We start from the raw sequence: 19,994 nt of genomic DNA, 5'->3' as shown, positions 1-19,994 counted from the left end.
CCTCCAGAAAGGTGCGCGGAGCCTAGCACGCGTTCCGTTCAGCGGGCATCGCGGCCATCGCAGCATGGGCACGCTTCACCGCACGCGGACGCGGCATCGCTAGACTGCCTGTCCTGGCTGCCCCGGAGATCGCTCATGACTGCCCACGACGCCACGCAGAACGTCCGCATCGTGCTGGCCGCGCGTCCGCGCGGCGAGCCGACCGCCGACGACTTCCGTGTGGAGCACGTGCCGCTGCCCGTGCCCGGCGAGGGCCAGGTGCTGCTGCGCAACCGCTACCTCTCGCTGGACCCGTACATGCGCGGCCGCATGAATGCCGGCCGTTCCTACGCCAAGCCGGTCGAGATCGGCGAGGTGATGGACGGCGGCACGGTGTCGGAAGTGATCGATTCGCGCCATCCCGACTTCCGGACCGGCGACATGGTGCTGGCGCACGGCGGCTGGCAGACGCATGTCGTCGCCGATGGCCGCCTGCTTAAGCGCAGGCTGGATGCGCGTGCCGCGCCGCTGACCACCGCACTGGGCGTGTACGGCATGCCCGGTTTCACCGCCTATGCGGGACTGCACGAGATCGGCAAACCGCAACCGGGCGAAACCGTCGTGGTCGCCGCGGCCAGCGGCCCGGTCGGCGCGACGGTGGGACAGATCGCGAAACTGCAGGGCGCCCGGGCCATCGGCATCGCCGGCGGCGAGGCCAAGCGTGCCTACCTGCGCGACGCACTCGGTTTCGACGTGGCGCTGGACCACCGTGCGCCGGACTTCGCCGACCAACTGCGTGCCGCCTGTCCCGACGGCATCGACGTGTACTTCGAGAACGTCGGCGGCGCGGTCTTCGATGCGGTCGTGCCGCTGCTCAACGACTTCGCCCGCATCCCGGTGTGCGGCCTGGTGGCGCACTACAACGACACCACGCTGCCGCCCGGCCCGGACCGCATGCCGTGGCTGATGAGCCAGATCCTGACCCGCCACCTGACCGTGCGCGGCTTCATCCAGCACGACTTCATCGCACTGTATCCGCAGTTCCTGCGCGAGATGGGCGGATGGCTCGCCGACGGGAAGATCCGCTACCGCGAGGACATCGTGGAAGGCCTGGAGAACGCCCCGCGCGCGCTGATCGGCCTGCTGCGCGGGGAAAACTTCGGCAAGGTGGTGGTGAAGCTATAGGCGGCGACCCTATGCGCCCGCCAATACCGGCAGGCTGACGTTCATCAGCGTGGGATCGTCGGGATCCAGCTTCACGGTGAAGCCCAGGCTTTCGCACATCGCCAGCATGGTGCGGTTCTCGCGCAGCACCTGGCCCTCGATGACCTTCAGGCCCAGCCATCGCGCGTACTCGATCATGATCTGCATCAGCTTCCAGCCGATGCCGTGGCCCTTCAGGTCCGAGCGCACCAGGATGCCGTACTCGCCCTTCTCGTAGTTCGCGTCCGCGTGCAGGCGCACCGCGCCCAGCATCTCGTGCGTCTGCGGATGGATCGCCACCAGCGCGATCGAGCGCGCATAGTCGAGCTGGGTCAGGCGCGCGATGAATTCGTGGCTGAAGTGGCGCACCGACTGGAAGAAGCGCAGGCGCAGGTCTTCGTCGGTCACGTGGGTGAAGAATTCGCGGAACATCGCATCGTCCTCCGGCCGCACCGGGCGCACCAGCGCCGGCTGGCCGTCGGCGAGCTCGATGGTGCGTTCCCATTCCTTCGGATACGGGAAGATGGCGAAGCGCGGATGGCCGCGGCCCTTGTGCAGCACACGCCCGCGTGCCACCGCGATGCGGGCATCGACGGCCACCACGCCTTCGCGGTCGGCCAGCAGCGGATTGATGTCGAGTTGCTGGATCTCGGGGATGTCGGCCGCCAGCTGCGCCAGCTTGACCAGCACCAGCGCGACGGCGCGCTCGTCGGCGGCCGGCACGTCGCGGTAGGCCTTCAGCACGCGCGAGACACGGGTGCGCGCGATCAGCTCGTGGGCCAGGCGCAGGTCCAGCGGTGGCAGGGCGACGGCCTGGTCGTTGATCACTTCCACGGCGGTGCCGCCCCGGCCGAAGGCGATTACCGGCCCGAATACGGGGTCGTCGGCGATGCCGGCGATCAGTTCGCGCGCCTTCGGCCGCAACACCGTCGGCTGCACCAGTACGCCTTCGATGCGCGCCTCGGGCCGGCGTTCGCGGGCGCGCTGCAGGATGCCGGCCGCCGCCTCGCGCACGGCGTTGGCATTCGCCAGGTTGAGGCGGACGCCGTCCACGTCGGACTTGTGCGGGATGTCGGGCGAGAGGATCTTCACCGCCACCGTCGCGCCCTCGGCCAGCAGCGGCGCCGCGATGCGGGCGGCGTCGTCGGCGTCGTCGGCGCGCCACAGCGGCGCCATCGGGATGCCGTACGCGGCGAGCAGCTGTGTGGTGGCCAACGGATCCAGCCAGGTCTGGCCGGCATCCAGCGCGCTGTCCACCAGCGTGCGCGCCAGCGCCACGTCGGGACTGAAGTCTTCCGGCAGGCTGGGCGGCGTCTCCATCAACGCGGCCTGCACCTCGCGATGGCGGACCAGGTGCATGAAGCCGGCGACCGCATCCGACTCATTCGGATAGCGCGGCACCTGCGCGGCGTCTAGCACGGCTTCGGCCTGCGGGTCGTTGCCCAGCCAGACGGTGAAGACCGGCTTCCGCGTGCCATGGCCGGGCCGTTGCGACAGCAGGCGGGTGACGGCGTGGGCCGCTTCCGATGACGACGACAACACCGTGGGCACGTTGACGGCGAGCAAGGCGTCGTTCCCGGGATCGGCCAGCAGTGCGTCGATCGTCGCGGCGTAGCGGTCGGCATCGATGTCGGTCAGCAGGTCCACCGGATTCGTGCGCGACCAGCCCACGGGCAGGATGCGGTCCAGCGCATCGCGCGTGGCCTCGGACAGCGTGGCCAGCGAGCCGCCCTGTTCGTACAGGTGGTCGACCGAGAGCGCACCGACGCCGCCGCCATTGGTGAGGATGGCGAGCCGCCGGCCCTGGAACGGGCGGACCTGGCCCAGCGTGCGCGCCGCGGCGAACAGCTCGTGCAGCGAGCGCACGCGCAACAGCCCCGCCCGTCGGAAGGCGGCGCCGTAGACCGCGTTCGGCCGCGCCAGATTCTGCGCATGCGTGCTGCCGGCCGGCGTGACCTGCGGACTCCCGCCATGGCCGGACTTCACCACCACCACCGGCTTGGTGCGCGCCGCCGCACGCGCGGCCGACATGAACTTGCGCGCGTCGCGGATGGCTTCCACGTACAGCAGGATGGCGCGCGTGCGGCTGTCGGTGGCGAAGTAGTCCAGCAGATCGGCGAAATCCACGTCCAGCGCATCGCCCAGCGACACCACGGCGGAGAAGCCGACCGGCTGGCTCATGCTCCATTCCACCAGCCCGCCGGAGATGGCGCCGGATTGCGAAATCAGCGCCAGGTCGCCCGCCTTCGGGAAGCGGCTGGCGAGGCTGGCATTGAGGCGCGCATGCGGCGCGATGACGCCCAGGCAGTTCGGGCCGAGCACGCGCAGACCCTTCTCGCGCGTCAGCGCTTCCAGCTGCGCGGCCGGCGAACCCGGGCCGCTGCCCATCGCGGCGGTCAGCACGACCACCGCGGCGGCGCCCTTCCCGGCCGCCTCGGCGGCGAGCTGCGGCACCGTCGCCGCCGGCGTGGCGATCACCACCAGGTCCGGCGTCCAGGGCAGCTCATGCAGGTGGCGCACGGTCGCCACGCCGTCCATCGGCGAGGGATGCTTGTTGACCAGGCCGATGGGGCCGCTGAAGCCGGAGGCAAGGAGATTCTCCACCACCGCGCGGCCCACCGAACGCGGGCGCGACTGGCTGCCGACCACGGCCACGGCGCGCGGGCGGAAGATCGAGTCGAGGCGGTAGGTGCTCATGGCGGGAAGGCGGTCTCCTCGGTGCGGCTAGGGTAACGCGCCGCCTGTTGCGCGGACTTGCGCGCCGTCACGCCAGCCTGAGCGTATCCGGATAGGGTGGAGTATCGGGATAGTCGCCGGCGGCGAGGTGCGACTGAAGGTCGCGCCACCAGTCCGGACGGAACAGGTCGCCGTGCGCGGCCTGCAAGGCCTTCGCCTGCATCTCGGGCAGGCCCAGGAACTGCGGGAACCGCTCCGGGAACACATCGCCCGCATCCACGTGGAACCACGGCGCATCGGCCATCTGCTCTTCGTAGGTCGTGGCCTGCGGCCAGTCGCGGAAGCGGCAGTCGGTGACCAGCCGCAGCTCGTCGTAGTCGTAGAACACCACGCGTCCGTGCCGCGACACGCCGAAGTTCTTCAGCAGCATGTCGCCGGGGAAGATGTTGTTGCGCGCCATGTCCTTGATGGCCTGGCCGTAGTCGAGTGCGGCCGCGCGCGCGGCCTCGGCCTTCTGCTCGCGCAGGTACAGGTTCAAGGGTCGCAGCCTGCGCTGCACGTAGCACAGGTGGACGATCAGGTCGTCGCCATCCTCGCTCAGGCTGTGCCCGCAGCTTTCGCGCAGTTCATCGAGCAGGGCGGGCGCGAAGCGTGCACGCGGGAAGCGCAGGTAGCGGAACGTCTGCGTGTCCAGCAGGCGACCGACGCGGTCCAGATGGAAGACCAGGTCGTACTTGTCCTCCACATCCTGCCGGCTCATCGCCTTGGGATAGGCGAAGCGGTCGCGGATCACCTTGAACACCAGCGGATAGCTGGGCAGGGTGAACACCGCCATCACCATGCCGCGCGTGCCTTCGGCATGCACCAGCTGTTCGTCCGGCTGCGCGGCGAAATGGTGGAAGAAGGTGCGGTAGCGTTCGGTCTTGCCCTGCTTGGCACGACCCAGCACGGTGTAGATCTCGTCGATCGGCTTGCCCGGCAGCAGCGAGCGCAGGAACACCACCGCGTCGCCGACCGTCGCCAGGTCGGCGTGGAAGTAGCTGCGCGAGGTGCCGAACAGGTGCGCCACGTCGGCCCGGCGGGTCAGTACGGCTTCCGCCTTCAGCTGGCCGCCGTCGTTGACCAGTGCGATCACGCAGGGCGAGAACCGGTGTTCGCCGAACACGCGGCCCACCAGGTAGGCGCGGCGCTCGCGGTAGAACACGGTATCCAGCAGTTCGATGGCGCGCACCGGCTGGGCGCCCCAGTGCGCCAGGTCGTCCTGCAGCCGCACCGCGATCGCCGCCGCGCAGCGCGTGCGGTGCGCGTAGGGCACGTCGAAGCCGTAGTCCGCCAGCACCCGCGCGAAGGTCTCGGTCGGCCGCTGCTCCGACACCGCATAGCTGTGGCGCGCGACCGGATGGGTGATCGCATCGGTGGGCTCGACGTCGAGCGCGACGAACTCCAGGGCCGGGTCCACGCCGCGGATGCGGAAGAAGCGCCGGCTGAGCGTGTTGTAGAAGGTCTTGTAGAGCTCACGGTCGATCTGTCCGGCGACCAGCGCCTCGAACGCACCACGCGCGGCCATCCACCGCGACCGGTCGTGGGCCTGCCCCAGCAGGACCGACTGCAGCCGCAGCGCGCATTCGGCGATGCACTGGTCGTACAGTTCGATGCGTTCGACGGCATCGGCGCGCGCAGCGGCCCAGTCCTGCGTCTCGAACCGCGTCTTCGCCCGGCGGGTGATCTCGGCGAACCGCGCGTGGTAGTCCGCGAAAGCGTCGTGGATCAGGCGGGCGATGGCATCGGCGGGAACCATGCGCGTGATGTTAGCGGGGCCGTGCTGGAGTCATCGCTCCACCGCCACGCCGACCTGCTCCAGCAGCCAGGCGCGCACCTTGCGGAAGCCGGGATGGCCCAGGCTGCGTTCCGGATACACCAGGTAGTGGGCGAAGTCGGCCTGCAGGCGCTTCTTCGTCAGCGTCACCAGCCGTCCGGCCTTCACCAGCGGCTCGGCCAGCGTCCAGCGCGCCAGCGCCACGCCCACGCCCTGCGCCGCGGCCTGGTGCAGCGTTTCGGTGTCGTCGAACTGCGCCACGTAGCGCGCCGGCGGCTGCCCGCCGAAATGCTCGAACCAGTCCTTCCAGCGGTTGGCCGGATCGCCCAGCAGCGGCAGCCTGGCCATCTGGTCCGGCGCCGGCCGGCCGTGCTGCTTCAGAAGGGCCGGGCTGGCGACCGGCGTGATCCATTCGGGAAACAGGAACTCCGCTTGCACGTTCGCCCAGCGTCCGCCGCCGAGCCGCAGGGCCAGGTCGACCGGCTCGCGCTCGAAGTCGACCACATGCGTACTCGACTGCAGGTTGAGACCCAGCTCGGGATGCGTGGCGAGGAACGCCGGCAGGCGCGGCACCAGCCAGGCCGTGGCCATGGAGGGGATGAGGCTGAGCGTCACCGTGTGGTCGTTGCGCAGCGTGGCGCGCCGCAGGGCGTGCTCGATGGTGTCGAGCGGCCCGGAGATCGCATCGAACAGGCGCTGCCCGTCGGGGGTCAGTTCCACGCCGCGCGGTCCGCGTGCGAGCAACTTGTGGCCCAGCCGCTGTTCCAGCAGGCGCATGCGGTGGCTCAACGCGCTCACGGTGAGATGCATGGCCTCGGCGGCGCGGGTCAGGTTGCGCAGGCGCGCGGCCGTGACGAACGCGTCCACCTGGTCCAGGGGAAGTCGGCTCATCTTGAATCCACCTCAAGGCTGGCTTGCGGAGCTTTCGCTTTTTCGCGGCCGATCATGCGCCTACCTTGGGAGTCCTTCAAGCCGGACACCGGCGCCACGGAGCAGTCCAATGCAAACCGGAACCAGGAAGCAGTGGTGGCAGCAGCTGGGCGGAATGAGCCAGGGCATGCTGTTCCTGCAGGGCCATATTGCCCACTCAGACAGCAGCGCGCTGCCGGAACACGCGCCCCGGCACCACGTGCACGACGCGGCAGGCCAGGCACGTCATCGTGAAGCGGTACAGCGGCTGGGCGCACGCCGCCTGCGCGCGATGACCTCGCTGTCGCTGTTCCGCTGATCCGTGCCATGGGACAGAAGCCTCTGTAGGAGCGACGTGAGTCGCGACCGCACAGCCGGACGCGCGGGAGACTACGAGGGCAGCGGATCTACGGTCGCGACTCACGTCGCTCCTACAGACAACTCGCAACGAATTCCGCTGCCATGCGGACGTCGGCATCACCCGGCCCAGTTGCGGGGTCTCCCTCACTGAAAATGCAGGCGCGGAAACACAACGCCCGGCACAGGGCCGGGCGTTGGATCAAGCGGAGGAAGCGATAGACCTCAGGCCGACAGCGTCGCCAGCGCCTCGTTGAACGTCCTGCTGGGGCGCATCGCGGCGGCGGTCCTGGCGAGGTCGGGGTGGTAGTAGCCCCCGATGTCGATCGCCTTGCCCTGCGCGCCGTTCAACTCGGCGAGGATGGTCGCTTCGTTGTCGGCCAGCGTTTTCGCCAGTGGCGCGAACTTCGCCTTCAGTTCGGCGTTCTCGTCCTGCGCGGCCAGCGCCTGCGCCCAGTACAGGGCCAGGTAGAAGTGGCTGCCACGGTTGTCGAGCTCGCCGACCTTGCGCGCGGGTGAGCGGTTCTCGTCCAGGATGCGGCCGTTGGCCACGTCCAGTGCGTTGGCCAGCACCTTCGCCGGCGTGTTGAGGTAGCGCTGGCCCAGGTGCTCCAGCGACGCCGCCAGTGCGAGGAATTCGCCCAGCGAATCCCAGCGCAGGTAGTCCTCTTCCAGAAACTGCTGCACGTGCTTCGGCGCGGAACCACCGGCGCCGGTCTCGAACAGGCCGCCACCGGCCATCAGCGGCACGATCGACAGCATCTTGGCGCTGGTGCCCAGCTCCATGATCGGGAACAGATCGGTCAGGTAGTCGCGCAGCACGTTGCCGGTCACCGAGATGGTGTCCTGGCCCTTGCGGATGCGCTCCAGCGACACCTTCATGGCCTCGACCGGCGGCAGGATGCGGATGTCGAGATTGTCGGTGGTGTAGTCCTTGAGGTAGCGCTCGACCTTGGCGATCACCTGGGCGTCGTGCGCACGGTCCTTGTCCAGCCAGAAGATCGCCGGCGTCCTGCTCAGGCGCGCGCGGCCCACGGCCAGCTTCACCCAGTCCTGGATCGGCGCGTCCTTGGCCTGGCACATGCGCCAGATGTCACCTGCTTCCAGCGGCGTCTCGAACACCACCTGGCCGGCGTCGTCGGTGACGCGCACGGTGCCATCGGCGGGGATCTGGAAGGTCTTGTCGTGGCTGCCGTACTCCTCGGCCTTCTGCGCCATCAGGCCGACATTGGGCACGCTGCCCATCGTGGCCGGGTCGAACGCGCCGTTCGCCTTGCAGTCCTCGATCACCGCCTGGTAGATGCCTGCGTAGCAGCGGTCGGGGATGACGGCCTTGGTGTCCTGCAGCTTGCCTTCGGCGTTCCACATCTTGCCGGAGTCGCGGATCATCGCCGGCATGGAGGCATCGACGATCACGTCGCTGGGCACGTGCAGGTTGGTGATGCCCTTGTCGGAGTTGACCATCGCCAGGGCGGGGCTCTCCGCATACACGGCCTGCAGGTCGGCCTTGATCGCCTCCTGCTGGTCGGCCGGCAGCGCGCCCAGGCGCGCGTACAGGTCGCCGATGCCGTTGTTGGCATCGAAGCCGATCTGCTCCAGCACCGCGGCGTGCTTGGACAGCGCCGTCTTGTAGAACTCGGTGACCACCACGCCGAACATGATGGGGTCGGAGACCTTCATCATCGTGGCCTTGAGGTGCAGCGAGAACAGCACGCCCTGCGCCTTCGCATCGGCGATCTGTTCGGCCACGAAGGTGGCCAGCGCCTTGCGGCTCATCGCCGACGCATCGACGATCTCGCCCGCCTTCACCTTCACCTTGTCCTTCAGCACGGTGACCGTGCCGTCGGTGGCGACCAGTTCGATCTTCAGCGCGCCATCGGCGGCCAGCGTGGCCGACTGTTCGCTGCCGAAGAAGTCGCCGGCGGCCATGTGGGCGACGTGCGACTTCGAATCCGCGCTCCAGGCGCCCATGCGGTGCGGATGCTTGCGGGCGAAGTTCTTGACCGACAGCGGTGCGCGGCGGTCGGAATTGCCTTCGCGCAGCACCGGGTTCACCGCGCTGCCCTTGACCTTGTCGTAGCGCGCCTTGGCGTCCTTTTCCTTGTCGTCCTTCGGTTCATCCGGATAGTCCGGCAGCGGGTAGCCCTGGGACTGCAGCTCCTTGATGGCGGCCTTCAGCTGCGGCACCGAGGCGCTAATGTTGGGCAGCTTGATGATGTTGGCTTCCGGCTGCGTCGCCAGCTGGCCCAGCTCGGCCAGGTCGTCGCTGATCTTCTGCGCGTCGCTCAGGTATTCGGGGAACTGCGACAGGATGCGGCCGGCCAGCGAGATGTCGCGGGTCTCCACGGCGATGCCGGCCGGCGCGGTGAACGCCTCGACGATCGGCAGCAGCGACTGGGTGGCGAGGAACGGGGCTTCATCGGTGAGGGTGTAGATGATGCGGGGCGTATCCGACATGGGGACAAGGGCTCTCGACAAGGGGCGACGGGGAACTCAGCGCGCCATTGTCGCGCGCCACCGCACGCAGGGCAAAACGAGGGGGTATGGACGGGGCCGGACTGTCCGGGGCAATGGGTCATGCCGGGAAGGTTGCGGGTGGAACCTTCCGAAGCCGGTATCCGCGGACAAAAAAAGCGGGCGTGGATTCCTCCACGCCCGAGCTTGCCCCACACACGTGGGAGAGAGACTTGCCTTGCGGATTACTTGACTTCGATTTCCTGGGTCATGCCGACGGGCTGGCCGTTCAAGGTCACGTCGACCTTGTACTTGCCGGCGGGCCAATCAGTGGCCTTGGTGAATTCAATGTTGGTGGTGCCCGCGTCCTCGGCCTTGACGGTCGCGGACTGCTTGGCGGCTTCCTGGCCGTCCTGGAAGGTCAGCTTGGCCTCGATGGTGGCGTCGGCCGGCGTGGTGGCATCGGTCTTGACCGACACGATGATCTTGTCCTTCACGCCGAACATGCCAACGGCGGCGACGGATTTGTCCGCTGCAATCGTGTTGCCCACGGTAACGCTGGTCGCGCTGATGGGCATGGGGGCAGGTGCGGGTTCGGCGGGTGCAGGCGCCGGTTCAACGGCGGCCGGCGGCGCGGCCACGGGTTCTTCCTTCTTCTTGCAGCCGACCAGAGCGACGGTGCCGACCAGCGCGGCGGCCAGGGCGTAGGAGATGCGGTTCTGCTTCATGGGTTCGATCCTTCTGAAAAGTGGTGACAATCAGGCATCAGCGGGTTTGGGCGGCAGCTTGATCACCTGCCCGGGGAAGATGCGGTCCGGATCGTCGATGGTGTCGCGATTGGCTTCGAAGATCTGCTTCCACGCATTGGCGTTGCCGAAGTGCTGCTTTGCGATCTTCGAAAGCGTGTCGCCCTTCTCGATCGTATAGGTCTGCTGACCCACGATCTCCTCGGTGCTCTCGACGCGCGCAGTGACATCGGAGAAATCCGCTTTCTCGACGATCTGCTCGGTTGACGTCACCTTCGCGCTGACGTCCGAGAAATCGGCCTTCTTGTCTGTGCTCATTGCAACCACCCCTTCCTGACGGGCTGTTGGGATGAGCAAGCGTTGCACGCGCACTGTTAAGAAACCATAGCGCGCGCGTGAAATCGCCTCAATTGTTAGCCGAGCAACATTACTGCCGCAGATCCCGCTTCATAAGCGGGACATTCATGTCACGTGTGGCGCGCCAGGGATTGATATCCAAGCCACCGCGACGGGTGTAACGCGCCTCGACCGACAGCGACGCCGGCCGGCAGTGCGCCATGACATCGTGAAAGATCCGTTCGACACACTGCTCGTGGAACTCCGCGTGGTCGCGGAAGCTCACGAGGTAACGCAGCAGTTCGACGCGGTCGATGCGCGGGCCGCGATAGTGGATCACTACCGTGGCCCAGTCGGGCTGGCCGGTCACCGGGCAGTTCGACTTAAGCAGCTCCGACGAGAGCGTCTCGTCGACCTGCACTTCAGGATCGGCGGCCAGGAACTCGGCGCGCGGGGGGCCGTAGTGGTCGATCTCCACGTCCAGACCATCGATCGATTCGCCCTCTGGCGCTCCGGCCATGGGCGGCAGGCCGAATGCCACGCCCACGTCCGCGCCAGCGCGGGCCGACAGGTCGGTGGCGATGCGCTCCAGCACGGCGGCGTCGCTGTTGAAGCGCGTGCTGTTGAGCGAGTTGAGGTAGAGCTTGAGCGACTTGGATTCGATCAGGCATGGCGATGCGCACGGCACCGTCAGGGTGGCGGTGGCCACGCGCGGCTTGCCGCGGGCATCCAGCCAGCTCAGTTCGTAGGCATGCCAGCGGTCGTGGCCGACGAACGGCAGGGCATCGGCGGCGATGCCGATCTCGTCGCGCGCACCCTGGCGCGGAATGGGGAACAGCAGGGTGGGGTCGTAATGCGCGGGATACGCGACCTCGCGACCCAGCGAGGAATCCTGGGGGGTGTTGTTCATGCCGCCATTCTACGGACGGGGCCTAAAGCGGCGGTGTATAACCACCCGGTCTCCAGCGAGGACGCGACGATGAATGCATGGCGGGTGATCGGGTTGTGCGTGCTGCTGTCGGCCTGCGCCAGCGGACCGGCGACGGGCGGCGGTCCACCAGCCGACACGTTGCCGGACGACGGCATCGTCTGCCCCGAGGGCACGGCGCCGGTGGCGATGCGCGTCGGTCAGGTCCTGGAGATCGCCTTGATGTCCAACGCCAGCACCGGCTACCAATGGGAATTCACCGCAGACGGGGCTCCCGTGCTGGCGCGCACCCCGGGCCCGGCCACGCCGCCGCCGATGGATACGCAGCCGCCGATGCCCGGCGCTTCGTCGATCGCGCGTTGGTGGTTCCGGGCGGAAAAGGCCGGGGAGACTACCGTCCGTCTGGAATACCGGCGGCCCTGGGAGACACTGCCGCCGGTGGAGGTGGTGGAGTACCGGATCGAGGTCCGCTGACGGTACTGCAGGGTCGCAATCGCGCTCCGCACAGGGCAAAGTGGCGCCTCCCCCCAGAAGGCCAGGGAGGCCGAGATGAGGTCCAACGCGACCGTCCTGCTGCTGTCGATGGCGATGATGGTTCCCGCCATCGCACAGACGCTACCTGCATCCGGCGCGACGCCACCGCGTTCACTGCCTGTCACCCCAGCGCCTGACGCGGCGGCGCCAACGCCCGCACCGGATCCGGTGTTCTCCACCTGCATGACCAGCCTGCGCGGCGTCGCCGAGAAGCAGGGCGTCACGACGGCCAGCTTCGATACGTACACCCAGGGCCTGGCCGCCGACATGAGCGTGCTGGACCTGCTGGACGCGCAGCCCGAGTTCACCACGCCGCTGTGGGACTATCTGGCGGCCCTGGTCGACGAGCAGCGCGTAAGCGATGGACAGGCCATGTTGGCTACGCACGCCGAACTGCTGGGCCGGGTATCGCAGGCCTATGGCGTGGATCCCGCCACCGTCGTCGCGGTGTGGGGCGTGGAGAGCGACTACGGCCGCGTGTTCGGCAAGCGGCCGCTGCTGGTGTCGCTGTCGACGCTCTCGTGCTTCGGCCGGCGACAGGCGTTCTTCCGCGGCGAATTCCTCACCACGCTGAAGCTGCTGCAGGCCGGCGACATCCGTGCCGACGGGCTGACCGGATCGTGGGCCGGGGCGTTCGGCCACACGCAGTTCATGCCCAGCACGTACGAACGCATCGCGGTCGACTTCGATGGCGATGGGCGACGCAACCTGATCGACAGCATTCCCGACGCGCTGGCCTCGACCGCGAACTACCTGGTGAAGTCCGGCTGGCGCACCGGCGAGCCGTGGGGCTACGAAGTGCAGTTGCCTGCAGGCTTCGATGTCGCGCAGGTCGGCCGCACCAACCGCAAACCATTGACGCAGTGGGTCGCGCAGGGGGTCGCCCGCGTCGACGGGCAGCCGTTGCCCGCGGATGACCGCGCAGCAGCGGTGCTGGTGCCGACCGGCGTGGCGGGGCCGGCGTTCCTCGTGTTCAAGAACTACGACGCGATCTATTCGTACAACGCGGCCGAAAGCTATGCGTTGGCCATCGCGCTGCTGGCCGACCGCCTGCGCGGCGGCAAGGGGTTGCTGACGGCGTGGCCCACGGACGATCCGGGCCTTGGCCGTCCGCAGCGCCGAGAACTGCAGACGCTGCTGCTGGCGCGCGGGCATGCGATCGGTACCGCGGACGGCATGATCGGCACGCAGACGCGGCGCGCGATCGTCCTTGAGCAGCAGCGCCTGGGCCTGCAGCCCGCCGATGGCCGCGCCGGCGCGAAGATCCTCGCCGCGCTGAAGGCGGAAGGACCGCCCGTCGCGCCACCGGAGCCGCAAACGCCATGAGTGCGCTTCCCGATGGCGTCACCCGCGAGGTCTGGCACGACATCGACGTACTCCGCATCGAGACGCCGTCGTCCACCGCCCGCATCAGCCTGCATGGCGGACAGGTGCTTTCGTTCGCGCCCGCCGGGTTCGACGATCTGCTGTGGCTGTCACCGACCACGGCGATGCCGCCGAAGGCGATCCGCGGTGGCGTGCCGGTGTGCTGGCCCTACTTCGGCCGACAGGGACAGCCGGACGATGCGCCCCAGCATGGCCACGCGCGCGTCTCGCGCTGGCCATTGACGGAGGTGAAGCGCGAAGCCGACGGCGGCGTCGTGCTCAAGCTGGCGCTGCCGCTGCGCGAGGGCCTGCCGCTGGAGCTGGTCCAGACCGTGCGGGTCGGACGCGAGCTCCGCCAAAGCCTGGACACGGTGCACCGCGGCGAATCCACGGTGATGCTGACCCAGGCGCTGCACACGTACTTCCGTGTCGCCGACGCGATGCAGGTGGCAGTCACCGGCCTGGATGGCCTTCGCTACGCGGACAAGTACGACGGCGATACGCACGTGCAGTCCGGCGACTGGTCGCTGCACGACGTGCGCGATCCCGGCCGTAGCGACCGCATCTACGCCGGCACCGGTCATCGGTTCGAACTGATCGATCCAGCGGGCGGTCGGCGCATTCGGCTGGACACCTTCGGCAGCCGTTCGCTGGTGGTGTGGAATCCGGGCGAGGCCGGCGCATGCGCGATCGCCGACATGCCCGATGACGGCTGGCGGACCTTCGTCTGCCTGGAGGCCGCGAATGCCGGCGAGGACGCCATCGAACTGGAGCCGGGACAGCGGCACCGGCTGAGCCACGTGGTGTCGGTGACGCGGTTGTAGGAGCGCCCTCGGGCGCGATGCTTTTTTCGCCCAGGTTCGGGAGCAGAAGCATCGCGCCCGAGGGCGCTCCTACAGGCGCCGGCACGGTGGGCGGCGGTCCGATGCCCTACACTTGCGCACCTTTTCGCCGGTTCCGCTCCGTGAACGCCGAAGCTTCCGCACCCGCCGGCCGCCGCGCCGCCCTGGTCTTCATCTTCATCACCGTGCTGATCGACATCCTGTCCTTCGGCGTGATCATTCCCGTCCTGCCCGGCCTGGTCCGCCAGTTCACCGGTGGCGATTTCGCGCAGGCGGCGTGGTGGGTGGGCACCTTCGGCATGCTGTTCGCCGCCATCCAGTTCGTCTGCACGCCGATCCAGGGCGCGCTGTCGGACCGCTTCGGCCGCCGCCCCGTCATCCTGCTGTCCTGCCTGGGCCTGGGCATCGACTTCGTGCTGATGGCGCTGGCCCAGTCGCTGCCGTGGCTGCTCGTGGCGCGCATCTTCTCGGGCGTGTTCTCGGCCAGCTTCACCACGGCCAACGCCTACATCGCCGACATCACCGCCCCGGAGAAACGGGCACAGGCCTTCGGCATGATCGGTGCGGCCTTCGGCGTGGGCTTCATCATCGGCCCGATCATCGGCGGCCAGCTGGGCGCCATCGACCTGCGCCTGCCGTTCTGGTTCGCGGCCGGATTGGCGCTGCTGAACTTCCTGTATGGCGTGTTCGTGCTGCCGGAGTCGCTGCCGAAGGAGCGCCGCACCGCGACGTTCGACTGGTCGCACGCCAATCCGGTCGGGTCGATGGTGTTGCTGAAGCGCTATCCCCAGGTGTTCGGCCTGGCGGCGGTGGTGCTGATCGCGAACCTGGCGCACTACGTCTATCCCAGCGTGTTCGTATTGTTCGCCGAGTACCAGTACCGCTGGAACGAACAACAGGTTGCGTGGGTGCTCGCCGCCGTCGGCGTGTGCAGCGTGATCGTGCAGGCGGGTCTTGTGGGTCGCGTCGTGCCGAAGTTCGGCGAACGCCGCACGCTGCTGTTCGGGCTGGCATGCGGCGTGGTCGGCTTCTGCATCTATGGCATGGCGGACCTGGGCTGGATGTTCCTGATCGGTCTGCCGATCAGCGCGCTGTGGGGCCTGGCGGGCCCGGCCACGCAGGCGTTGATCACCCAGCAGGTCGGGGCCGAGGTGCAGGGCCGCGTGCAGGGCGCGCTGATGAGTCTGGTCAGCCTGGCCGGCATCGTGGGGCCGATGATGTTCGCCGGCACGTTCGCGCTGTTCATCGGCAAGGCAGCGCCCGCGCACCTGCCGGGCGCACCGTGGCTGCTGGCGGCGCTGCTGCTCGCCATCGGCTGGCTGGTGGGCTGGCGCTTCGCCCGGCCGCCGTCAGCGGCAGCGCATTGATGCGAAGAAGGCCGCCCAAGGGCGGCCTTCTCCGTTACGCGGCCTGCGCGATGATCAATCGTTCTCGACGTGGATGATCTCGCCGGTGTTGGCGGCCAGGTGGATCTCGACGTCATTGCCGTCGGCACGTTCGGCCTCGGCCTTCCAGACGCCATCGTCGAAGTCGACGTCGTGGATCTTGGAATAGCCGGCGGCCGTCAGCTTGGCCTTCACGTCGTTCTCGCTGAGATCGGACACCAGCTTCTCGGCCATCACGTCGCCGCTCGCCGGATTGATGCGCACGTCCACCCGGTCGCCGTTGGCGCTGGTGGCGTCGGTTTCCCACATGCCGTCCTCGAAATCGAGGTCGTCGATGTTCGTGTAGCCCTTCTCGGTGAGCAGGGTGCGCACCTGCGGTTCCTTCAGCGCATCCTTGCCGGCCGTGGGCGCAGGCGGCTGGGCGACGGCGGCAGCGGACAGTGCAGCCAGGGCGGCAAGGGTCAGCAAGCGATGGCGGTTGCGAACAGTCATGGAAATCTCCGGTGGAGGGGTGGACCGATCCTGCCCACCCGATCGTCACCCACAGGTGAACCCACCCCCTCCAAACTGAACACTCCACGCGGTGTTCACCTGCATGAGCCGCGTGCGAACGCGGGCTACGTGCGTCGCAGCACCAACAACGTCACCACGCCGGCCAGCAGGCCCCAGAACGCCGAGCCGATGCCTACAAGCGACAGACCCGAGGCCGTCACGAGGAACGTCACCAGCGCCGGCTCGCGCTCCGCTTCGTCGCGCAATGCCGCCGCCAGACTGTTGCCGATAGTGCCCAGCAGGGCAATGCCGGCGATCGCGAGGATCAGCTCCTTCGGGAACGCGGCGAACAGCGCTGCCACCGTGGCGCCGAACAGGCCGACGACGACATAGAACACGCCGGCCGCGATGGCCGCCACGTAGCGTCGTGCCGCATCCTCGTGCGCTTCGCGTCCCATGCAGATCGCGGCGGTGATCGCGGCGAGATTCAGCGCGAACGCGCCGAAAGGCGCCAGCAGCAGGTTGACCAGGCCGGTCCAGCCGACGACGGGCGAGATCGGGATCGCATACCCCGACGCGCGGATCACCGCCACGCCGGGGACGTTCTGCGACGCCATCGTCACGATGAAGAGCGGCAAGGCGATGCCGACGATGGCGGCGAGCGAGAACGTCGGCGTGGTGAACACCGGCTTCGCCAGCTGCAGGGACAGGCCGTCCACGCGCAGCAGCCCAAGTCCGGCAGCGAAGGCGATGCCGACCAGCAGGGTCAGGATCACCGCGTAACGCGGCAGCAGGCGGCGCGCGAGCAGGTAGACCGCGAACATCGTCAGCACCATGCCCAGCTGCGTTTCCATCGCGGCGAACGCGTCGATGCCGAAGCGCAGCAGCACGCCGGCCAGCATGCCGGACGCCAGCGACACCGGGATGCGGCTGATCATCCGTTCGAAGAGACCCGAGAAGCCCGACGCCGCGATCAGCAACGCCGACATCAGGAACGCACCGATCGCATCCGACAGCGGCAGCCCGGCGACGCTGCCGATCAGCATGGCCGCACCGGGCGTGGACCACGCGGTCACCACCGGCATGCGGTAGCGCAACGACAGGCCGATGCAGGTCAGCCCCATGCCCAGGCCGAGCGCCCACATCCACGAGGAGATTTCTTCCGGCGTCGCACCCAGCGACTGCGCCGCCTGGAACACGATCACCGCCGAGCTGGCGAAGCCGACCAGGACAGTGACGAAGCCGGCCGCGATGGCGGACAGGGACAGGTCTTTCAGCAGATGGCGGGGTGGGGAACTCATTGCTGCTGCGGCACCTGTAGGAGCGACGTGAGTCGCGACCGAAATGACTGAACTATCTCGTCCTGCCGATGGGTGTGGTTCGGGTCCGAAGGCAGTCCGGGCGTGCGGTCGCGACTTACGTCGCTCCTACAAGAATCCCACGCTTGTTCACCGCCTCGCACCAGCGCTTGGCCACCGCCAGCGACGTGGTGCACACCGCTTCATCGGTCACCGTGGTCACCGCGCGCTCGAGCAGCTGGATGTCCGCCTCGTGCTGCCGCGCGACGTGCGGATCCTCGAAGAAGATCACCCGCTGGCAACGGTGCTCCAGCACGCGGTCGGCGATCTGCGCGTCGCCGCCGAGCGGACCGCTCTGGAAGCGTTCCACCCAGGGCACGTCCTGCGGCCAGCCACGGCTCCAGGCCAGTTCGTTGAGGCGCAGGCCGGTGGTGCCGGTGGCCATGCGGTGGGCGAAGCGGGACAGCACGTCGAAGTGCGCGTCGGCGAAGGCGAGCATCTGCGGCTTCATCGCATCGTGCGCGATCAGCGCCAGGGTCTGGGATTCCAGCGCGTGGAAACGGTCCGCGTTCGGGTCGGGCGCCAGGCCCGCATGGATGCGTTCCATCTCCACCCAGTCGCGCGCCGAGGCGACCGTCGACAGGAACGGCTTGCCATGGATCACGCACTGGCGCTTCAGCGCCGTGGCCTCGGGGAAGATCGAAGACGGATCGACCGGATCGATGAAGTAGATCGCGCCGTCGAGGCTGCGCTCCGCGCCTTCCAGGCCGACGACCTCCGCCACCAGCTTCATCAGTCCGCCGTCGCGCCCGTAGGGATAGCGCTTGAGCCCGTCGTAGCCGCGCAGCATGCCGGCGGCGGCGATCGCATCATGTGTGCGGCCGACCGCATGCAGTGCCAGCCGCAGGTCGCGGATGCCGGGTTCGCAGGCGCGCAGCCAGCGGAACAGCGCTGCGTCTTCGGTGTGGTGGTGCAGGCGGTTGGCGGCCAGACCCAGGCGCATGATCGATGAGGAAGAGGGAGGAGCCGCGAGTCTAGCGTAGGGCGGGCCCAAGCCCGCCACGGGGGGCGCCCCGCACGACGACGCCATACGCGGCTTCGCGACAAGGCGGGCTTGAGCCCGCCCTACGCGAGCAGCAGCGTCGCGATGCTGCCGGCCGCATCACGCCCTTCGGCCACGGCGGTGACCACCAGGTCGGCACCGCGCACGGCGTCGCCGCCGGCGAACAGCTTCGGATGCGTGGTCTGGAACGGCAGACGGTCGCCGCCACCGGCGACGATGCGGCCGTTCGGTGTGCCTTCCACGCCGACCTCGGCTAGCCACGCCGGCACCGTCGGCGAGAAGCCGAACGCGATGATCACCACGTCCGCTTCCAGCACCGACTCGCTGCCTTCGATCGGCACGGCGCTCTGGCGGCCGCGTTCGTCCGGTTCGCCCAGCTTCGTCTCGACCACCTGCACGCCCGCGACCTTGCCGTCCACGCCGGCCACGATGGCCAGCGGCTGGCGGTTGAACAGGAAGCGCACGCCTTCCTCGCGCGCGTTGGCGACTTCGCGTGCGGAACCGGGCATGTTCGCCTCGTCGCGGCGGTAGGCGCAGGTGACCTTGGCCGCGCCCAGGCGGATCGCGCTGCGTACGCAGTCCATGCCGGTATCGCCGCCGCCGAGCACGACCACGCGCTTGCCCTGCAGGTCCGGCAGCTGCAACTGGTCTTCCCAGCCGGCGATGGGCCGGCCCCAGGGATCGTTGCCGCTGACGATGCGGCCGTTCTGCACCAGGAAGGGCAGGGCCGGCAGCACGCCCTCCAGGTCCTGGCCGGGCAGGCCGCCATCGGTGTAGCGGTAGGCGCCGGTGCCCAGGAACACGGCGTCGTAGTCGTCCAGCAGTTGTGCCAGGGTGATGTCGCGGCCGACTTCCACGCCCAGGCGGAACTCCACGCCCATGCCCTCCAGCACCTCGCGGCGCTGCGCGATGACGCCCTTGTCCAGCTTGAAACTGGGGATGCCGAACTGCAGCAGGCCGCCGATCTGTTCGTAGCGGTCGTAGACCACGGCCTGGATGCCGGCCCGCGCCAGGCGATCCGCGCAGCCCAGGCCCGCGGGCCCGGCACCGATGACGGCGACGCGCTTGCCGGTGGGCTGCACGGCGCTCAGGTCGGGGCGCCAGCCCTGGGCCAGGGCGGTATCGACGATGTATTTCTCCACCGCGCCGATGGTGACCGCGCCGAACTCCTCCAGCGTGCAGCTGCCTTCGCACAGGCGGTCCTGCGGACAGACGCGGCCGCAGACTTCCGGCAGCGGGTTGGTCGAATGGCAGAGCGCCGCGGCTTCCTCGATGCGGTTCTCCTGCACCAGCTGCAGCCACTGCGGGATCGCGTTGTGCACCGGGCACTTCCAGCTGCAGTACGGATTGCCGCAATCCAGGCAGCGTCCGGCCTGGTACTGCGCCTCCTCCTTGCCGAACCTGCCGTACAGCTCGCCCCAGTCGCCGGACATGCGCAGTTCCAGCGGAATGCGCTGCGGCATCGTCCGCGGCAGGTCGAGGAACTGGAATACCTGCTTCTTGCTCATGAGGACAGTACCTGATTCCCCTCTCCCTTGATGGGAGAGGGTGGCCGAAGGCCGGGAGAGGGTGAGCCGGAGCCGGTTGCGGCGAAGCGCCACGTCATCGCAT

At 68.6% G+C, this 19,994-nt stretch carries 16 protein-coding genes and 1 pseudogene; 6 read left to right on the top strand and 11 right to left on the bottom strand.

From position 1 onward, the window contains the following. Window positions 1-135 precede the first annotated feature (135 nt). Window positions 136-1,164 (top strand): NADP-dependent oxidoreductase, encoded by a 1,029-nt coding sequence (locus IAE60_RS03290; RefSeq protein WP_187573862.1) that lies wholly within the window; start codon window positions 136-138, stop codon window positions 1,162-1,164. Window positions 1,165-1,173: 9 nt separating this feature from the next. Here the strand turns inward: IAE60_RS03290 and IAE60_RS03285 are convergent, their stop codons facing one another. From IAE60_RS03285 to IAE60_RS03275, 3 genes and pseudogenes are all read right to left on the bottom strand, one after another. Continuing rightward, window positions 1,174-3,879, bottom strand: coding sequence for a bifunctional acetate--CoA ligase family protein/GNAT family N-acetyltransferase (locus IAE60_RS03285; RefSeq protein ID WP_187573861.1), 2,706 nt, complete (start codon window positions 3,877-3,879; stop codon window positions 1,174-1,176). Window positions 3,880-3,946: 67 nt separating this feature from the next. Next, a pseudogene (aceK, locus tag IAE60_RS03280) lies at window positions 3,947-5,617 on the bottom strand (bifunctional isocitrate dehydrogenase kinase/phosphatase); the annotation flags it as partial. A 69-nt stretch (window positions 5,618-5,686) separates the two neighbouring features. Next, window positions 5,687-6,565, bottom strand: a complete 879-nt coding sequence (locus IAE60_RS03275; protein ID WP_187573859.1) for a LysR substrate-binding domain-containing protein — start codon at window positions 6,563-6,565, stop codon at window positions 5,687-5,689. 109 nt (window positions 6,566-6,674) lie between these two features. Between IAE60_RS03275 and IAE60_RS03270 the strand changes: the two genes are divergently transcribed. Beyond that, window positions 6,675-6,902 carry a hypothetical protein gene (locus IAE60_RS03270; protein WP_187573858.1) on the top strand — a complete coding sequence of 76 codons (228 nt, stop codon included), beginning with the start codon at window positions 6,675-6,677 and terminating at the stop codon, window positions 6,900-6,902. 263 nt (window positions 6,903-7,165) lie between these two features. Here the strand turns inward: IAE60_RS03270 and IAE60_RS03265 are convergent, their stop codons facing one another. From IAE60_RS03265 to queF, 4 genes are all read right to left on the bottom strand, one after another. Continuing rightward, on the bottom strand, window positions 7,166-9,397 hold the full coding sequence (locus IAE60_RS03265; protein WP_187573857.1) for an NADP-dependent isocitrate dehydrogenase: 2,232 nt from the start codon (window positions 9,395-9,397) through the stop codon (window positions 7,166-7,168). Between the two features lie 242 nt (window positions 9,398-9,639). After that, window positions 9,640-10,122 (bottom strand): hypothetical protein, encoded by a 483-nt coding sequence (locus IAE60_RS03260; protein ID WP_187573856.1) that lies wholly within the window; start codon window positions 10,120-10,122, stop codon window positions 9,640-9,642. Window positions 10,123-10,152: 30 nt separating this feature from the next. Then, the gene (locus IAE60_RS03255) at window positions 10,153-10,458 is read right to left on the bottom strand and encodes a LysM peptidoglycan-binding domain-containing protein (protein ID WP_162110057.1); all 306 of its coding nucleotides are present in this window, start codon (window positions 10,456-10,458) and stop codon (window positions 10,153-10,155) included. 109 nt (window positions 10,459-10,567) lie between these two features. Then, window positions 10,568-11,386: an NADPH-dependent 7-cyano-7-deazaguanine reductase QueF gene (gene queF, locus IAE60_RS03250; RefSeq protein WP_187573855.1), complete on the bottom strand. Its 819-nt coding sequence runs from the start codon at window positions 11,384-11,386 to the stop codon at window positions 10,568-10,570. Window positions 11,387-11,419: 33 nt separating this feature from the next. On the opposite strand from queF, the gene IAE60_RS03245 reads away from it, so the two are divergent. From IAE60_RS03245 to IAE60_RS03230, 4 genes are all read left to right on the top strand, one after another. After that, the gene (locus IAE60_RS03245; protein WP_187573854.1) at window positions 11,420-11,878 is read left to right on the top strand and encodes a protease inhibitor I42 family protein; all 459 of its coding nucleotides are present in this window, start codon (window positions 11,420-11,422) and stop codon (window positions 11,876-11,878) included. 117 nt (window positions 11,879-11,995) lie between these two features. Continuing rightward, entirely contained in the window at window positions 11,996-13,264 is a 1,269-nt protein-coding gene (locus tag IAE60_RS19080) for a lytic murein transglycosylase (protein ID WP_222937231.1), read from the top strand. Then, window positions 13,261-14,127, top strand: a complete 867-nt coding sequence (locus IAE60_RS19075; RefSeq protein WP_187573852.1) for a D-hexose-6-phosphate mutarotase — start codon at window positions 13,261-13,263, stop codon at window positions 14,125-14,127. Before IAE60_RS19080 ends, IAE60_RS19075 begins: the two co-directional genes overlap by 4 nt. 140 nt (window positions 14,128-14,267) lie before the next feature. Continuing rightward, on the top strand, window positions 14,268-15,512 hold the full coding sequence (locus tag IAE60_RS03230) for a TCR/Tet family MFS transporter (RefSeq protein ID WP_425504452.1): 1,245 nt from the start codon (window positions 14,268-14,270) through the stop codon (window positions 15,510-15,512). 54 nt (window positions 15,513-15,566) lie between these two features. Here the strand turns inward: IAE60_RS03230 and IAE60_RS03225 are convergent, their stop codons facing one another. From IAE60_RS03225 to IAE60_RS03210, 4 genes are all read right to left on the bottom strand, one after another. Continuing rightward, a complete protein-coding gene (locus tag IAE60_RS03225; protein ID WP_187573850.1) occupies window positions 15,567-16,022 on the bottom strand; it encodes a PepSY domain-containing protein in 456 nt (151 codons plus the stop codon). 125 nt (window positions 16,023-16,147) lie between these two features. Next, the gene (locus tag IAE60_RS03220; RefSeq protein ID WP_187573849.1) at window positions 16,148-17,323 is read right to left on the bottom strand and encodes a benzoate/H(+) symporter BenE family transporter; all 1,176 of its coding nucleotides are present in this window, start codon (window positions 17,321-17,323) and stop codon (window positions 16,148-16,150) included. A gap of 115 nt (window positions 17,324-17,438) precedes the next feature. Further along, window positions 17,439-18,323, bottom strand: coding sequence for a methylglyoxal synthase (locus tag IAE60_RS03215; protein WP_187573848.1), 885 nt, complete (start codon window positions 18,321-18,323; stop codon window positions 17,439-17,441). A gap of 122 nt (window positions 18,324-18,445) precedes the next feature. Then, window positions 18,446-19,891: an FAD-dependent oxidoreductase gene (locus IAE60_RS03210; protein ID WP_187573847.1), complete on the bottom strand. Its 1,446-nt coding sequence runs from the start codon at window positions 19,889-19,891 to the stop codon at window positions 18,446-18,448. Between the last annotated feature and the right edge of the window lie 103 nt (window positions 19,892-19,994).

Origin of the sequence: Pseudoxanthomonas mexicana, assembly GCF_014397415.1 — a bacterium.
In the GTDB taxonomy this organism is placed as follows: Bacteria; Pseudomonadota; Gammaproteobacteria; order Xanthomonadales; family Xanthomonadaceae; genus Pseudoxanthomonas_A; species Pseudoxanthomonas_A mexicana.
Note: the sequence above shows the minus strand (reverse complement) of the source record. Positions and strands in the feature narration are given on the sequence as shown.

Coding starts and splice junctions, on each gene's coding strand:
- IAE60_RS03290 (WP_187573862.1), top strand. CDS start 136: ATGACTGCCCACGACGCCACGCAGAACGTCCGCATCGTGCTGGCCGCG.
- IAE60_RS03285 (WP_187573861.1), bottom strand. CDS start 3,879: ATGAGCACCTACCGCCTCGACTCGATCTTCCGCCCGCGCGCCGTGGCC.
- IAE60_RS03275 (WP_187573859.1), bottom strand. CDS start 6,565: ATGAGCCGACTTCCCCTGGACCAGGTGGACGCGTTCGTCACGGCCGCG.
- IAE60_RS03270 (WP_187573858.1), top strand. CDS start 6,675: ATGCAAACCGGAACCAGGAAGCAGTGGTGGCAGCAGCTGGGCGGAATG.
- IAE60_RS03265 (WP_187573857.1), bottom strand. CDS start 9,397: ATGTCGGATACGCCCCGCATCATCTACACCCTCACCGATGAAGCCCCG.
- IAE60_RS03260 (WP_187573856.1), bottom strand. CDS start 10,122: ATGAAGCAGAACCGCATCTCCTACGCCCTGGCCGCCGCGCTGGTCGGC.
- IAE60_RS03255 (WP_162110057.1), bottom strand. CDS start 10,458: ATGAGCACAGACAAGAAGGCCGATTTCTCGGACGTCAGCGCGAAGGTG.
- queF (WP_187573855.1), bottom strand. CDS start 11,386: ATGAACAACACCCCCCAGGATTCCTCGCTGGGTCGCGAGGTCGCGTAT.
- IAE60_RS19080 (WP_222937231.1), top strand. CDS start 11,996: ATGGTTCCCGCCATCGCACAGACGCTACCTGCATCCGGCGCGACGCCA.
- IAE60_RS19075 (WP_187573852.1), top strand. CDS start 13,261: ATGAGTGCGCTTCCCGATGGCGTCACCCGCGAGGTCTGGCACGACATC.
- IAE60_RS03225 (WP_187573850.1), bottom strand. CDS start 16,022: ATGACTGTTCGCAACCGCCATCGCTTGCTGACCCTTGCCGCCCTGGCT.
- IAE60_RS03220 (WP_187573849.1), bottom strand. CDS start 17,323: ATGAGTTCCCCACCCCGCCATCTGCTGAAAGACCTGTCCCTGTCCGCC.
- IAE60_RS03215 (WP_187573848.1), bottom strand. CDS start 18,323: ATGCGCCTGGGTCTGGCCGCCAACCGCCTGCACCACCACACCGAAGAC.
- IAE60_RS03210 (WP_187573847.1), bottom strand. CDS start 19,891: ATGAGCAAGAAGCAGGTATTCCAGTTCCTCGACCTGCCGCGGACGATG.